Genomic DNA, 14,944 nt, shown 5'->3' with positions numbered 1-14,944 from the left:
GTGGCAAAACACAGTTCAGAAAAGCATGTTGATAATGCTGCCGGCAACGGCAGTCATGCTGATGAAGCGCAAACCACAGAGTTGGCGCCGCAGAGAATTTTCAGTCATCAGCCGGAATCCGCCGTCGAATTGGCCGCGGCCAAGGATTTCCAAGGCGATGGTTTTGTTGAATACCCCACAGAAGACGAACTGGAGCAAGTGCTGAGTGCACAGCCCAAGGCAGATGAACTCATCTCCCTCAAGCCCAAACGCTGGTCCTGGTTGGCGCGCTTGGCTCTGTTGGGCGTGATGGCGGCGGTCGTAGTGCAGACACTGCTCGGTCTTGTCGATGCCTGGCGCGACAGCCCTTGGCTGTTTGGTTTTTACAGCCTGGTGCTCGCTTTGGTGCTGGCCTGGGTAGGCAAGCTTTGTTTCGGGGAATGGCGCAAACTCAAACGCCTGCGCCAGGTGGAAGATACCCAGCAAACCGGGCAACGCCTGCTCGGCAGTATGCAGATGGGCGAAGCGCGCGATTTTATCTATGGTATTTGCAAGCAGATGCCCAAGGGGCCAGAGCAGGACAGGCTGCAGACGCTGCTGAATCCGGAGCAGAATGATGCCGAGCAGTTGCAGCTGTTTGATCAGGTAGTGCTGACCGAGCGCGACAAGGTTGGTATGAAGCTGGTGCGCCGTTATGCGGCCGAATCGGCCCTATTGCTGGCGGCCAGCCCGCTGGCGGTACTGGATATGGCGCTGATCCTCTGGCGCAATCAGAAGATGATCCAGGATATCGCCCGCTGTTATGGGGTAGAGCTGGGTTATTGGAGCCGTATTCGGCTGATCCGCGGGATCCTGGTTAATATTCTCTATGCCGGCACCACAGAGCTTGCCACCGACTTGGGTACCCAATTGCTGTCGGTAGAGATGTCCGGCAAGCTTTCGGCGCGGCTTGGTCAGGGGCTGGGGGGCGGTTTGTTGACGGCGAGACTTGGCTATCAGGCGATGGCGCTTTGTCGGCCGCTGGCATTTTCCAGTGCCAGCAAGCCCAAACTGTCGCGGATCCACAAAGAACTCCTGTTGGAACTGAAGGATTTTTCCGCCTCAGTGCTGGCCAGAAAAACCGAACGTAACAAAGATTTTACAACCAAGGAGTAATGATTTTTGCTTGCCGATTTGGGCAAGTCTTGCTGACTCAGTATGTTGGTGCCAGGACAACTGAATCATCCCGGGCGGGAAGCCGAATAACAATATAAGGGATGGTCGGACTGACATGGGGAGTTAAGCATGCAACACAAGCAGCCAAAAGCACTGCACTCAGCCACACTGGCTATTCATGGCGGCCACTCGGGCGAGCCTTCCGGAGCACTGGTGTCGCCTTTATATCAGAGTGCCACCTTCTGTTTTGATACCGCCCAAAGCGGTGGTAGCCGCTTTGCCGGTGAAGAAGAGGGCTATATCTATACCCGCTTGGGTAACCCGACGGTTGCCGAGCTTGAGCGGCGTCTGGCGCTGCTTGAAGGCGCTGAAGCAGCAGCTGCTGCCGCGTCCGGCATGGGCGCGGTATCGGCGGCCTTGCTGGCATACTTGAGCTGTGGCGATCATCTGCTGGCTTCCTCGGCTGTCTATGGCTGTACTTTTTCATTGATGACAGAGCAGTTTGCCCGCTTCGGTATTGAGGTTTCTCTGGTGGATTTTGCCGATCTCGCGGCCGTCGAGGCGGCTATTCGCCCCAACACTCGGGTGATTTTCTGCGAAACCCCGGTGAACCCGCATCTGGCCGTGTATGATCTCCGCGCCATAGCCGCTATCGCCAAGCGCCATCAACTGACCAGCATAGTGGACAACACCTTTATGACACCGCTGCTGCAGCAGCCACTGCAGTTGGGAATCGATCTTGTGGTTCACAGCGCCACCAAGTATCTCAATGGTCATGGCGATGTTATTGCCGGTATCATCTGTGGCTCACAAGCGGCGATAACGGCCATCAAGCAACAACAGCTAAAAGATATTGGTGCCGTGCTATCACCTTTCGATGCCTGGTTGATTTTGCGAGGCCTGAAAACCCTCTCGGTACGACTCGAACGTCATTGCGATAACGCCGAGCGCCTGGCGCAGTATCTCAAATCCCATCAAGCCGTGGCCAAGGTACATTATCCCGGGTTGGTTTCCCATGCGGGCCATCAGTTTATCGGCTCGCAGATGCGCAGGGCCGGTGGGGTGTTGGCGTTTGAGCTGAAGGCCGATTTGGAGCAGTCCATGGCTTTTGTCAATCGACTGGGATTGTTCAAAATTGCCGTGAGTCTGGGGGATTGTGAGTCGCTTATTCAGCACCCGGCGTCCATGACCCATTCACCCTATACCCAAGAGGCGCGTCTTAAAGCCGGCATAGGCGACAGCCTGCTGCGAATATCGGCCGGGCTTGAAGATGTGGATGACCTGATAGCCGATCTGGAGCAGGCACTGACAGTGATCAGTTAAAAGAGACAAGGCGAGCATGGCTCGCCTTGTTTTTCGGGCTTGCGAGAATCAAATGCCCCAGAAGGTGTGGGCTATGATATAGAGCACCAACATACTGATGAAGTTGATGATAATACCGGCACGCATCATTTCAGACTGCTTTATGTAGCCTGAGCCGTAGACTATGGCGTTGGGTGGCGTGGCCACCGGCAACATAAAGGCGCAGGATGCCGAAATACCTATGAGCACCGACAACATTACGGGCGATAGCCCCAATGCTTCGGCGATAGCGGCAAACACAGGTACCAGCAAGGCGGCACTGGCGGTGTTACTGGCAAACTCGGTCAGCATTACCACAAAGAAAATGACCGCAAACACGAACAGCGACATATGGGTACTGCCGAAGATGTCTGTCATCCAGTGGGCCAGAAAGACGCTGGTACCAGTGGCTTTCAGTACGGCACTCAGGGTCAGACCGCCGCCGAACAGTATCAGCACACCCCAGTCGGTGGTTTTTTCTATTTTCTTCCAACCAACCAAGCCAAGCCCTGCCAGCAAAACCACTGCAGAAAGAGCGACTATGGTGTCAAACTGGCTGATACCGCCAAGGGCAGCCGATAGAGGCTGACTGAAGATCCAGCAGCAAACTGTGGCCAGGAAAATAAGCAGAGTCAGTTTTCCCTGGAAACTCAGTTTTTGATCTTCGATATCCAGTTTACATTCCACCGACAGATCCGGTTTGAAATACAGATAAAGGGCGATAAGCATGGTTGGCAACATCAAAGCCACGGTCAAGAGGCCAAACTCCAGCCAGTCGCTGAAGCTCAAGCCGGCCTGGGCAGCGGCGATGGCGTTTGGCGGACTACCTACCAGAGTGCCTATGCCACCAATGTTGGCCGAGTAAGCGATACCCAGCAGCATAAAGACATAGGTGTTGTGCTGGCTCTCTTTATCCAGTTGCTGCAAGATCCCCAGTGCCAGAGGCAACATCATGGCCGCTGTGGCCGTGTTGCTGATCCACATAGACAGCAATGCGGTTACCCCAAACAACATCATACAGGCGATGCTGAGTTTACCTTTGGAAGCCAGCAGCACCTTTTGGGCGATAAGGGTATCGATTTTTTGATGGTGCAGGGCAGCAGCCAATACAAAGCCACCAAAAAACAAATAGATAATTGGATTGGCAAAGTTGCTCATGGCAGCTTTGGTTTCAAACACACCGAAAAATACCGCCAGAACCGGAATGAGTATCGCCGTGATACTCAGATGAATGGCTTCAGTAAGCCAGAGCACAGCGGCAAATACCAAGATAGACAGACCGGTATTTACCCCGGGTTCAAAAGGTAAAAAGCTGTGCAATAGAAAAAGCAGCAGGATATCTGCAGCCAAGATCAACATGTTACGTTGTTGGGTGCTCTTCTCTGTCTGCGAAGGGGGTAAGCTTTCCGTTTGTTCTAAAGACATTCTCAACTTCCTCGTCTTGTTTTTATGGCAAGCAATTTAGGGCATAGCTCACATTTGGCAAAGGGCTTTCTTGGGTAAGTTAACTACCATGCCCACTACATTTGCATGAGGAATCTATCACGAAAGCGGCAAATATGAGAGTTGCGTCACCATAAATTGATCGCCTTTGAGCGTTTTTTTGTTTCAAACGGTTAACTAAGGAGCACAGCCTTTACTTTGTTGAAAGAGAATGAAAGTTTAAAACGGTGACATTGGTCACATTAACTTATTGTACTAATGTCTAGTTGCAATAATTTGGCAATATTCGTGCGCTGGTCTACATTTCTTTAAGGCCAAGGAAAGGGATACCGGCCTTAACAAATGACAGGAGTCTTATATGAAAACACCATTCTATGCTTTGCTACTTGCAGCCACCCTGAGTTCTCCCCTATACGCCGGAGAGCCCACTAAAGACAAAACCCCACAAACGCCGCAAGCCAGCCAAGCGCAGGTTCATAAAATCAACATTAATACCGCTTCGGAATCTGAGCTGCAGTTACTGAAAGGGATAGGTGAGGCCAAGGCCAAAGCGATTGTTGAATATCGCAGCAGCCAAGGCAAATTCAAATCCATTGATGAGTTGACCCAAGTCACGGGTATCGGCGCTAAACTGGTCGAGCAGAATAAACATCTATTGGTACTTTGAAGGGCAGAGATAAACACAAGTTTTTGTTTATCTTATGTTCACTTGAATGCCACAGAGGGCAAACCTTAGTAATTTCCCTTGATCCCGGCGGGGCCATGATGGATAATCCCCGGCGTTGCAGCAAGGCTGCAAATCTGTGGTGACCCCAGGGTCCCCCCGCAATGATAACTTGTGAACCCGGCCAGGCCCGGAAGGGAGCAACCGTAGCAAGTGACTCATGTGCCGGGGTGTGGCTCTGGGGGAACCTCCAATTCCAAACCTTTTCAAATGGTTAGTGCTGAAAGTACCTAAGGGGTCCACAAGGTGGTCCACTTTGAGTCTAGCTAAAGCCGATTTTCACCCCTATCTCTGTTACTCCTGACACGATATTTGATGCGCCAGAAGCGCGGCCCCTCTATAGCGAAGAAGCGCCAATGGCTACCATTAACACTTTGTTTGGTATAAACAGCTGGCTACATGGACTGAGATGGCTTGGCTATCAACTCGTTAACGGCCAAAACAAGGCAGCCAAGAAATAAAAGAATAGTCGCAGAGCGGCGACTTTATTTCAGCTGGTAAGGCTCAAACCCAGAGTTGTCCGTGTTTCTTGATAACTGGGCCTGTGCTACCCCTGCGCTTGCTGATCGGTTTCCAGTTTCGGGGGCAGTTTGGATTTCAAAAACGCGCGCGATTTCTCTAATGCCTGGTAGATTTCGTTGCGCATTCTAGCTTGCTCTTGATAGTCACCGTAGAAATAGGTGTCTACCAAATGGTGAATGTAGCGCACTGGTAGTTGATTGAGCGTGATACAAGCCAGATCGGCCACATAGTCGACCGGCAGCTCGTCCATTAATCCCTCTTCGGCGAGGATTTCCATTAACATCACTTCGTAGTAGTTGCGGATCTCTAACTGCATAGGTGACGCTCCCCAAAGTTTTGCTGCATTACGCTTGGTTTATAGCATTTGGTTTGTAGCCTTTAGCGATATAGCATAGCAGCGGCATGAAATAACTGACTGTGTCTGAGTGTTAATTGTAGAGGGTCTTTGCAGTATCCGCCTCCCGTGACACAGGCTATTGGTATTGCAGCGTCTCTGGCATGACGCAATACGCTCATATCCCGCCTGAATATGCCCTCAAGGCTGAGCTGCAGCAAGCCGAGTTCATCTTCAGCATGCACATCGACTCCGGCGTCATAAAGAATGAGATCCGGTCTATGAGTCAAGATCAGCAAAGGCAGTATCTGTTCCAGCGTTGAGAGGTACTCGTCATCACCAGCGTCTTTTTCAAGCTCGATATCATAGTGAGAGTCTGCTTTACGGGCGGGGAAGTTTTGCCGGCAGTGTATTGAGCAACTGATGATATTCGCATCGCCGACTGTCATGGTGGCTGTACCATCGCCTTGATGGACATCGCAGTCGATAATCAGAACCTTGTCCGCCAGTCCTTGGTTTATCATGCGTCTGGCACTATAGACCAGATCGTTGAAAATACAGTAACCGCTGCCAAAGTCCTGGTGAGCGTGATGGTAACCGCCGCTGATATGCAGCGCTATGCCGTGCTCGAACGCTTTTCGCGCCGCAAGCTCGGTACCCGCGACTGAGTGCAGTGTCCGCGTCAGTAGATGTTCGCTCCAGGGAAAACCTATGCGGCGCATCGCCTTGGGATCCAGTCGATTGTGAATAAACCCGGCAACATATTGAGGACAATGCACAGAAGCGAGGGCAGTTTGGTTTGCAGGCTTTGGAGAACAGAGGTTGAATTGCCCGGAAAATGGAGTTTGGCACAGGTACTCAAACAGGCGTTGATATTTGCTGATGGGAAATCTGTGCCGGGATGGTAACGCCAGCCTGGAATAGCTGGCGTGATATACCAAAGGGATCATCTATCAGAGCTGTTTGATGGCCCAGCTCATGAACTCTTTGCGAGTCGCTTCATCGGCCTGTAACCACCAGTACTGCAGCATTTGCTGAGCGTGGGCGGCACTGTCACCATTTTGGCCGGCAGCCTGAGGAGCATTGCTTGGCATTGTCATGGCGCTGACGGGGGATGGCTTGGATACAGGTGCTACCGGTTGACTGGCTGCCATGTTGCCTGCGGTTACGGCAGCGGCTGCGGTTTCAACATCAGGGCCATTGTTGCCGCTGAACAGTTGCGACAGGAACGAGGTTTCTTTCAGCTGAGTCAGTTCCACCTGGTAGTTGACCTGGCCCTTATCGGCGCGGGTAATGACGACCTGAGGGGTTTTGGCAAACTCTTTGGGCTTCTTGACGTAGTCACCATCGGCAGGCTTGAGGATGTACTCGTTGTCGCCTTCGGCTTTCAGGGTCAGAATGAAAGGAGAAGACTTAACGAAGCTCTGACTGTCGGAAAACTCGTCATCGATCATGTCATGATAACGAATGGCAATCTTGTGGACACCTTCGGACAGTGGCAGCTCAGATTTGTGGTTGAAGTTGCTGGTTTCAATTTCCTTGCCATCCAGTGCCAGATACTCAAAAGACATAGGGATGGTCAGATTGGCCGCAAATACCGAGGAAGTGCTGAGCAGGGCCAGTAGGGCCGAGGCGGTCAAGCGTAGTTTCATTGTTGCTCCTTAACGATTGTAACTCTGATGCGGACGTTCAAATGCCTGAATGCGATCTTCAATATAGCTGATCGCCTGCCTGCACTTACCGAGGCGGCGATGCATCAAAAGGATGTCATTCTGGACGGGGATTTTGTCAGTACTATGACAGTTTTCAAGCTTTGATTGCAATTGTTCAATCTTTTGTTCTATTTTTTTGGCCCAGTTCAGATGTTTGTTCAGCTCTTTGTACAATTGATGGCTGTTTTGCATAACACCTGCGGCTATCCAGCCAAAACCACTTTCCTGATGCCGGCGGCCTTGACGTTGTTGATAGCTTTGCCGCTTACTGGCCTGCTGCAGCTTCTGGATCCTGGCGTTGAGACCTGTGGTTCCCAAGGCCCGTTTCAGGGCGACAAACCTGTCCTGAATGCGTTCGCAGCTTAAGGCGATAGTGTGTTGGGCCAACTGATGGCGTAACTGTTTTTCCAGCTGATCTATGCTCTTGTGCAGCTGTTCCACGCAGGGATAGAGTTGGGCACCATGCTGAATAAACAGTTCGCTGTTGAAGCGTTCTGTATCCTGCAGCAGTTTGCGCTGCGCCTGTGGCAAAGAGGCATCATGCTGCAGCACTTCCTGCTCCAACTGCCTGAGTTGTTCCCGCAGGCGTTGTACCAGTTGGTTGGTGTTCAAAACCAGGCACTCCAGGCTAGATTGGCGGCGATAAGCACCACGATAGCAATAAAGAGTGGCCTGATAAACGGCATTCCAAAGCGGATAGCCGAGTGGGCGCCGATATAAGAACCCAGCATCATACACAAGCCCATCACCACACCGACCAAAAGGTGCACCTTACCTAGCAGCAGGAAAATCATCAATGCCGTGATATTGCTGACAAAAGTCATCGCTCTGGCCAAGGCACTGCTGTGCAGGAAGGGCAGGCGGTAAAGCGCGGTCGAGCTGACTGCCCAAAAGGCGCCAATGCCTGGGCCGGCAAAGCCGTCATAGGCGCCAAGCCCCAGCCCCTGAAGTATCTGTTTATGTTTCGCCGGCGTTTCGGTGACGGGTTTACACTGGCTGCAGCCCATGGCTCCGGGTGAAAACAGCGAATAGAGCGCGATGGCGATAATAAGCAATGGCAGAATTTTTTCCAGCCAACGGGTATCGATGAGATAAACGGCAATGCTGCCGATAACGGCGCCTACGGCGGTGGCAATAAAGGCGAACAGCCAGAACTTTGGCGTCAGCAACTGCTTGCGGTAGTAGGTAAATGCCGCCATGGAAGAGCCGAAGCAGGCCGCCAGTTTATTGGTCCCCAGCGCCAGATGAGGCGGCATGCCCACGGTCAGCAAGGCGGGAATGGACAGCAGGCCGCCGCCACCGACTACGGCATCAATAAATCCGGCCAGCAGGCCGACTGCGGCCAATATGGCCCAGCTGCTGGGTTCGAGCAGAATATCCACTTTACATCCTGATTGAGCGCATCATTCGATAACGCGGCGGTAAGGCGGCAGGGCATCGAGCAGCGACGACCCGTATCTTTTGGTTACCAAACGCCTGTCCAATATGGTTATTCGGCCATAGTCCTGCTCTTTTCGCAACAGGCGGCCGCAACTCTGGATGAGTTTCCGTGACGCATCCGGAATAGTCAATTGTAAAAACGGGTTACCGCCTTTCATTTTGACATATTCTGCATGAGCCTGCTCTACCGGCGAGGTGGGCACGGCAAACGGCAGCTTGGTCACTATTAAGTTGGTCAGGTAGTCGCCGGGAAGGTCGAGACCCTCGGAAAAACTGCCGGTACCAAAGATAATGCTGGGCTCGCCTTTGTCACATTTCTGCTTATGCTGCTCGAGCAAGTGTTGGCGTGGGGCACTGCCCTGGATCAACGGTTCGGATACCAGCTTGTTGCGCAGTAGATCGGCCACCTTTTCCATCTGCCAGTATGAGGCAAACAGCACCAGAGTGGCCATTTCCCCCTCCACCAACTGCTTTATCTGGCTGGCGAGTTCTTCTGTGTAGGCGTCTTCGGTTGGCTCGGTGCGCATTTTCGGTAGGTAGAGAGTGGCGTTGTTTTCAAAATCGAAAGGAGATTGCAGCGCCAGGTAGCGACTGCCATCATTGAGTGACAGGCCAACCTGATAGGCAAAATGCTCAAAGCGGTTCAGCGCTCTGAGGGTGGCGCTACATAGCACGACGCCGGCGGCTTTTTCCCACAACATATGTTCCAGCATATAGCCGACTTCGATTGGCGATGCACTGAAAAGGTAGTCCTGCTGCTTGCCGCTGAGGGCTTCAATCCAGCGGGCGGTGGGGGCACCTTTGGGACTGTCCTCCTTGGCCATCATTTTCCAGAGCTTTTGCAGGTTTTCCAGGCGCTGCATCATAAAGCCGGTTTCACTCAAGAGGGCTTCCGCCTGATGCCTTGGCAATTCACCATCCTTGACGCTTTCGCTGAGGATAGCCTGCATCTTGTTGAATTGCTTGAGGGCATCGTTGGAGGCCGTGGCCAGGTTTTCCGCCTGAATCAACAGGGCGTCCGGCAGCTTGCCATGTTCGAACCGCAGGCGGTTTTCCGGGTTGGCAAAGAGTTTGGGTTGGGTATCACAGTAGTGGGCAACCTGATTCAGCAGACCGGTTAATTCTTCGATGCGATCCAGCATCGCCTGCGCCGGGGCGATGATATTGTTGCTCTTTATTTGGTTTTGCAGTTTGGCCGTGGTCTTGCTGACTTTCTCCAGCCAATCACAGGCGCCCCTGAGCGTGGCCTGGGCGCTGGAGAAATCCCTGGCCACATTCGGCAGGTGATGGGCTTCGTCGATAACGTAATAGACTTCTTCCGGATCCGGCAGAATCACACCGCCACCCAGCTCAAGGTCGGCCAGTAACAAACTATGGTTGGCAATAAGCACATCCCAGGTGTCAATATCTTCGCGGGCCTTGTGGAAGGGGCAGTGGCTGTGACTGGCCAGTTGGCGATGACAGCTGTGTTTGTCACAGGCTATCTGTTGCCACAGGTGGTCCGGCAGCGGTGTCTTGAGGGTATCGAGCTCACCATTCCAACGGCCATCCTGATAGTCTTTGAGCAGCGCCTGCAACTGCTCAACCTGTGAGGTATCCGGCTTGGTCTGCCACATGGCCATCTGGCTGCCGTTGCCATCACCGACCAACATCTCAAGCTTAGCCAGGCACACGTAACGCTGACGCCCTTTGACCAGACCGAAACGGAAGTTGAGTTTGGAGTGTTGCAGAAAAAACGGCAGATCTTTATGCAGCAACTGTTCCTGCAGCGCCACTGTCGCGGTGGCAATACAGACTTTTTTCTTGCTGGCCAGCGCCAGGGGAATGGTTCCCAGAATATAGGCCAGGGATTTACCTATACCTGTTCCCGCTTCAATCACCATGATGCGCCGCTGCTTGTCGTATTCACCGGCAAGTGTCTTGGAGATCTCCGCCACCATATAATTCTGTTCCCGGCGGGAACGGAAGTTGGGCAGTGCAGAGGCAATGTCCTTGTAGATCTCACGGATCTGGGTCTTTACATGGGCTGCTAGCATGAGACTCGGTTCTGGAAAATTATCCTGTATATATTACCAGTAATTTCTTATGCTAATAAACCTCTAAAACGCGATTGTCCCGACTCATGCCCCAAAACACGCCGCAAACCCTTAAGGGCCGTATTCTTACTCGTCATCTGGCTCAGAGAGACGAGGGGCTATGCCTGCAGTACTATCTGGCCACTGAGCAGGGGCCTGTGTTGGTTGAGGTGCCGGGGCAGGAACAAGTTTGCTTTGCCAAAGAGCAGGATGCGGCGGTTTTATGCCAGGGTTTAAGCCAGGTGAGGGCCCAGGCGCTGGCGCTGAGAAACTTCGCCAAAGAGAAGGTTGCAGCGCTTTACAGTCGCAGTCGGCAACAGATGCGGTTGCTGCAAAAGCAGGCCCAGGATCAGGGGATGCCTTTGTATGAAGCCGATCTTAAACCCCAGCAGCGTTTCTTGATTGAACGCTTTATTGCGCTCGATGCCGAGTTTTACGGTTATTTCAGCGAGGAAAGCGGTGCGCTGAGGCGGTTTGTTGCCAGTCGCGCCAGGAAAGCCTCGCTGAACAATATAGGTCTGGCTGTTATTTCCCTCGATCTTGAATGCAGCATGCAGGGTGAACTCTACTCCGCCGGACTCTACGGTCGTGACCGCGAAGGAGAGCTGTTTCAGCGCGTGTACATGATAGGCCAAGCCCAGGACGGGCCTGACTATATCCACTGGGTCAGGGATGAAGCAGCCCTGTTGCAGGCTTTGGTTGACTGGTTCAGTATCTGGGATCCGGACATCATCATAGGTTGGTCGGTTGTCAATTTCGACCTGGCACTGCTGAGCCGACGATACGCCCATCATGGTATTGAAGCACGGCTTGGGCGCGCAGGCATGCCCATGTCCTGGTTGGTGGAAGGCAAGTATCGACCGGAAACCCTCTCCTTGCCCGGGAGAGTGGTGCTGGACGGTATAGACTGGCTCAAGGCCGCCTTCTATCAGTTTGAGCGCTATTCGCTCGAGTTCGTCTCCCGCGCACTCTTGAGTGAGGGCAAGGCGATAGATAAAGTTGAAGATCGCGGTCAGGAGATAAGCCACCTCTTTCAAGAGGATAAATTGGCATTGGCCCACTACAATCTGACCGATTGCCGTCTGGTACTGGATATTTTCGATAAAACCGATCTATTGAATTTTGCTTTGGCCCGGGCGCAGCTGACCGGGTTGGAGTTTGGCCGGGTAGGGGCTTCGGTGGCGGCGTTCAATCATCTCTACCTGCCACACTTGCACCGCGGCGGATTTGTGGCGCCGGCAGCACCGGCCAGTGATGGTCTGGAGAGTCCCGGCGGCTATGTGATGGACTCCATTCCGGGCCTTTACCGGGACATTCTGGTGCTGGACTTCAAGAGTCTATACCCTTCGATTATCCGTACTTTTTTAATCGACCCCATGGGGCTGGTGCAGGGCATGGGTGAACCCGAAGTTGAGACGGTTCCCGGCTTTCTCGGTGCCAGATTCAGTCGCAAACAACCTATCTTGCCAACGCTTATCGCCAAGTTGGCCCAAGAGCGGGAAAGCGCCAAGGCCCAAGCCAATGCTCCCCTGTCTCAGGCAATCAAGATCATCATGAATTCGCTTTATGGGGTACTGGGCTCTCGGGGCTGTGTGTTCCACGATGCCCGATTGGCAAGCTCAATTACCATGCGCGGCCATGAAATCATGCAGCAGACCAAACGTTGGATTGAGGACGAAGGCATGAGTGTCATCTATGGCGACACAGATTCGACATTTGTTTGGCTGGGACAGCAGCATGATATAACAGATCCGCAAGCCTTCGGCAGGGAGTTGGCTGCCAGGATAACCGCCAAGTGGCAACAGCATTTGGCGGAGCATTTTCAGTTGCAGAGTCATCTGGAACTCGAGTTTGAGCGCCATTATGAACAGTTTCTGATGCCCACCCTCAGAGATTCGGAAGAAGGCTCCAAAAAGCGCTATGTCGGTGCCAGCCGCAATAGTCAAGGTCAGTTGGATATCATCTTCAAAGGCATGGAGCAGGTTCGCAGTGATTGGAGTCCCCTGGCCAGACGAGTGCAGTACGAGCTGTACCGGCGCATGTTCAATGGCTTGGATGTGGTGGGCTTTCTGGCCACAGAAATAGAAGCGCTCAAACGCGGTGACTATGATAGCGAGCTTGTTTTCTCCAAGCGGCTAAGGCGTAAGTTGGATGCCTATCAGGCCAAAGCATCACCCCATGTCAAGGCCGCTAGACAACTGTTGGAGCAGACCGGCGACCCTCGTTATGGCCGTTTGGGCACCCGGATTGATTACCTGGTAACAATCAATGGCCCCGAAGCTGTTTCCCTCAGGCGTTCTGCCATTGATTATGACTACTACATCGAAAGACAGATCAAGCCGATAGCCGATCCAATACTTTCCATAATGAAAGAAAGTTTCACATCAATCAGCACGGGACAAATGAGTTTAATCTGACGCTTAATTTGTTTCAAAAAGTTAAAAAAGTTAATAAATGGTTTTATTGCTGGGTTTTATCGGTTCTTGTGGTTTTTTTTAAGGTAAAACTAATAAAAAATGTGATTTTTGTCTTTGCCGCTTTACTGACCTTTTGCTAATCTTCGCCACCCTTGGAAGGAAATAAAACAACGGAATGGGGTAGGCAGACTGAAAACACTTAAGGTTAACAGCAAATGAACAAGACTCTCATCGCATCCGTCCTGGTAGGACTCTTGGCCGTTCCATCGGTTCAAGCTATTGAAATCTACAAAGATCAAAAAAATGCAGTCTCTATCGGCGGTTTCGTTGATGCCCGAGTAATCAATACTCAGGGTGAAACGGAAGTCGTCAATGGTGCTTCCAGGATCAATTTTGGCTTTGAACGTGAGCTGACCCACGGCTGGAATGCGTTTGTGATGCTTGAATGGGGTGTCAACCCATTCGGTAACAGCGATATTGTCTATAGCAGCAAGTTTGAATCAGTCCAGGATGATTTCTTCTACAATCGTCTTGGTTATGCGGGACTTTCTCACGACAAGTACGGCACCCTGACCATAGGTAAACAGTGGGGCGCCTGGTATGACGTGGTGTACAACACCAACTATGGCTTTGTGTGGGATGGTAACGCTGCCGGTGTCTATACCTATAACAAGGATGATGGCGCCATCAATGGTACCGGTCGTGGTGATAAGACGGTTCAGTATCGCAACAGCTTTGGCGATTTCAGTTTTGCCATCCAGACTCAGTTGAAGCACGATGACTTCCTGATGGATGAAAGTTCAGGTACCAACCCGTTCCCGCCAAGGGATCATGCGCCTGTTACCGGCACAGCTGCGACTGCCGGAACCGCCATCAAGGTGGAATTCAACAACACCTATGGCATTGCCTTGACCTATGCGGTCAGCAAAGATCTCAGCCTGATGGCTGGCTATAACTATGGTGAGTTTGAAGCGACCCGCGCAGATGGCAGTACTTTCTCCGAGTCTGACTATATCTATGGTGCAGGTATTACTTGGGGTGGGTGGGATAATCAAGGTTTGTATGCCGCTGCCAACGTCAACAAGAACGAGTTCCACGATACAGATAATCTGGGGCGTTTGATCCCTGAATCTTATGGTGTTGAAACTCTGGTTTCGTACCGCTTTGACAATGATATTCGTACCTTTGTCTCATACAACTTACTGAACGCCGGCGATGCTTACGAGCAGGCTTATGGTGGTGATGTGTTCAAGCGTCAGTTTGTGGTTATGGGTGTTCACTATATATGGGATGCCAATACCGTATTGTATGTTGAAGGCCGTAAAGACTTCTCTGATTTCAAGGGCGCCGAAGAGGCTGCGATGGAATTGTCTGAAGATGATGGCATTGCAATAGGTATTCGCTATACCCTCTGATTACAGATTGAGCTGTTCAAAAAAGCGCCGAAAGGCGCTTTTTTATTGTTACCCCAAAACCACCTCCTATGGAGGTGGTGATCGTCAAGTCGGGGCTCAGCCCGAAGAGTGCCCATACTGCATACTGACTCGGTTTGTTACCAGCAAATCAAGGAGTAAGCAGTATGAGCCGATATGAAAGTGCATCGCACGTCTTCTATCGCTGTCAGTATCACATTGTATGGACGCCAAAGTATAGACACAGGATCTTGAAGGGCCGAGTTGGGCAGGAGGTTTGTCGCAGTATTTATATCTATAGCGGCATGAAGAAGTGTCGGATAGTAGAGCTAAATGTCCAGATAGACCATGTTCACTTACTGGTGAGACTTCCGCCAAGCTTGAGTGTTT

The 14,944-nt window shown here is 51.9% G+C and carries 13 protein-coding genes and 1 other RNA gene; 7 read left to right on the top strand and 7 right to left on the bottom strand.

Annotated elements, in window-relative coordinates:
* Both N512_RS22895 and N512_RS0111570 read left to right on the top strand, forming a co-directional pair.
* Nucleotides 1-1,134, top strand: coding sequence for a TIGR01620 family protein (locus N512_RS22895; protein ID WP_051472777.1), 1,134 nt, complete (start codon nt 1-3; stop codon nt 1,132-1,134).
* Nucleotides 1,135-1,263: 129 nt separating this feature from the next.
* Nucleotides 1,264-2,457: a trans-sulfuration enzyme family protein gene (locus tag N512_RS0111570; protein WP_028780440.1), complete on the top strand. Its 1,194-nt coding sequence runs from the start codon at nt 1,264-1,266 to the stop codon at nt 2,455-2,457.
* Nucleotides 2,458-2,505: 48 nt separating this feature from the next.
* Here the strand turns inward: N512_RS0111570 and N512_RS0111565 are convergent, their stop codons facing one another.
* Complete coding sequence (locus tag N512_RS0111565) at nt 2,506-3,900, bottom strand: DASS family sodium-coupled anion symporter (protein WP_025887150.1); 1,395 nt, start codon at nt 3,898-3,900, stop codon at nt 2,506-2,508.
* A 376-nt stretch (nt 3,901-4,276) separates the two neighbouring features.
* On the opposite strand from N512_RS0111565, the gene N512_RS0111560 reads away from it, so the two are divergent.
* Both N512_RS0111560 and ffs read left to right on the top strand, forming a co-directional pair.
* A complete protein-coding gene (locus N512_RS0111560) occupies nt 4,277-4,585 on the top strand; it encodes a ComEA family DNA-binding protein (RefSeq protein WP_025887151.1) in 309 nt (102 codons plus the stop codon).
* Nucleotides 4,586-4,730: 145 nt separating this feature from the next.
* Nucleotides 4,731-4,827: signal recognition particle sRNA small type (gene ffs, locus N512_RS24075), an RNA gene on the top strand.
* A 362-nt stretch (nt 4,828-5,189) separates the two neighbouring features.
* Here ffs and N512_RS0111555 read toward each other — a convergent pair.
* From N512_RS0111555 to dinG, 6 genes are all read right to left on the bottom strand, one after another.
* Complete coding sequence (locus N512_RS0111555; protein ID WP_028780439.1) at nt 5,190-5,480, bottom strand: late competence development ComFB family protein; 291 nt, start codon at nt 5,478-5,480, stop codon at nt 5,190-5,192.
* Nucleotides 5,481-5,542: 62 nt separating this feature from the next.
* Nucleotides 5,543-6,448, bottom strand: coding sequence for a histone deacetylase family protein (locus tag N512_RS0111550; RefSeq protein WP_028780438.1), 906 nt, complete (start codon nt 6,446-6,448; stop codon nt 5,543-5,545).
* Between the two features lie 3 nt (nt 6,449-6,451).
* Entirely contained in the window at nt 6,452-7,150 is a 699-nt protein-coding gene (locus tag N512_RS0111545) for a DUF2057 domain-containing protein (RefSeq protein ID WP_028780437.1), read from the bottom strand.
* Between the two features lie 9 nt (nt 7,151-7,159).
* A complete protein-coding gene (locus N512_RS0111540) occupies nt 7,160-7,822 on the bottom strand; it encodes a primosomal replication protein (RefSeq protein WP_028780436.1) in 663 nt (220 codons plus the stop codon).
* Nucleotides 7,819-8,592 (bottom strand): TSUP family transporter, encoded by a 774-nt coding sequence (locus N512_RS0111535; RefSeq protein ID WP_025011233.1) that lies wholly within the window; start codon nt 8,590-8,592, stop codon nt 7,819-7,821. Before N512_RS0111535 ends, N512_RS0111540 begins: the two co-directional genes overlap by 4 nt.
* Before the next feature lie 21 nt (nt 8,593-8,613).
* A complete protein-coding gene (gene dinG / locus N512_RS0111530; protein ID WP_025011234.1) occupies nt 8,614-10,686 on the bottom strand; it encodes an ATP-dependent DNA helicase DinG in 2,073 nt (690 codons plus the stop codon).
* Between the two features lie 86 nt (nt 10,687-10,772).
* Here dinG and N512_RS0111525 point away from each other — a divergent pair, with 86 nt between their 5' ends.
* The 3 genes from N512_RS0111525 to tnpA form a co-directional block, all read left to right on the top strand.
* Nucleotides 10,773-13,142 (top strand): DNA polymerase II, encoded by a 2,370-nt coding sequence (locus N512_RS0111525; RefSeq protein ID WP_028780435.1) that lies wholly within the window; start codon nt 10,773-10,775, stop codon nt 13,140-13,142.
* A 215-nt stretch (nt 13,143-13,357) separates the two neighbouring features.
* Nucleotides 13,358-14,557, top strand: coding sequence for a porin (locus N512_RS0111520; protein WP_028780434.1), 1,200 nt, complete (start codon nt 13,358-13,360; stop codon nt 14,555-14,557).
* A gap of 164 nt (nt 14,558-14,721) precedes the next feature.
* Nucleotides 14,722-14,944, top strand: a 223-nt coding sequence (gene tnpA / locus N512_RS0111515; protein WP_028780433.1) for an IS200/IS605 family transposase, incomplete at its 3' end; no start/stop codon positions are given.

Origin of the sequence: Shewanella sp. 38A_GOM-205m, assembly GCF_000518445.1 — a bacterium.
GTDB lineage: Bacteria > Pseudomonadota > Gammaproteobacteria > Enterobacterales > Shewanellaceae > Shewanella > Shewanella algae.
The sequence above is the reverse complement of the archived record's forward strand: the minus strand, read 5'-3'. Positions and strand labels throughout refer to the sequence as shown.

What these genes read in the sequence shown, in the direction of transcription:
- N512_RS0111555 (WP_028780439.1), bottom strand. Translation starts at nt 5,480, where the DNA reads ATGCAGTTAGAGATCCGCAACTACTACGAAGTGATGTTAATGGAAATC.
- dinG (WP_025011234.1), bottom strand. Translation starts at nt 10,686, where the DNA reads ATGCTAGCAGCCCATGTAAAGACCCAGATCCGTGAGATCTACAAGGAC.
- N512_RS0111525 (WP_028780435.1), top strand. Translation starts at nt 10,773, where the DNA reads ATGCCCCAAAACACGCCGCAAACCCTTAAGGGCCGTATTCTTACTCGT.
- N512_RS0111550 (WP_028780438.1), bottom strand. Translation starts at nt 6,448, where the DNA reads ATGATCCCTTTGGTATATCACGCCAGCTATTCCAGGCTGGCGTTACCA.
- N512_RS0111520 (WP_028780434.1), top strand. Translation starts at nt 13,358, where the DNA reads ATGAACAAGACTCTCATCGCATCCGTCCTGGTAGGACTCTTGGCCGTT.
- N512_RS0111560 (WP_025887151.1), top strand. Translation starts at nt 4,277, where the DNA reads ATGAAAACACCATTCTATGCTTTGCTACTTGCAGCCACCCTGAGTTCT.
- N512_RS0111570 (WP_028780440.1), top strand. Translation starts at nt 1,264, where the DNA reads ATGCAACACAAGCAGCCAAAAGCACTGCACTCAGCCACACTGGCTATT.
- N512_RS0111545 (WP_028780437.1), bottom strand. Translation starts at nt 7,150, where the DNA reads ATGAAACTACGCTTGACCGCCTCGGCCCTACTGGCCCTGCTCAGCACT.
- N512_RS0111565 (WP_025887150.1), bottom strand. Translation starts at nt 3,900, where the DNA reads ATGTCTTTAGAACAAACGGAAAGCTTACCCCCTTCGCAGACAGAGAAG.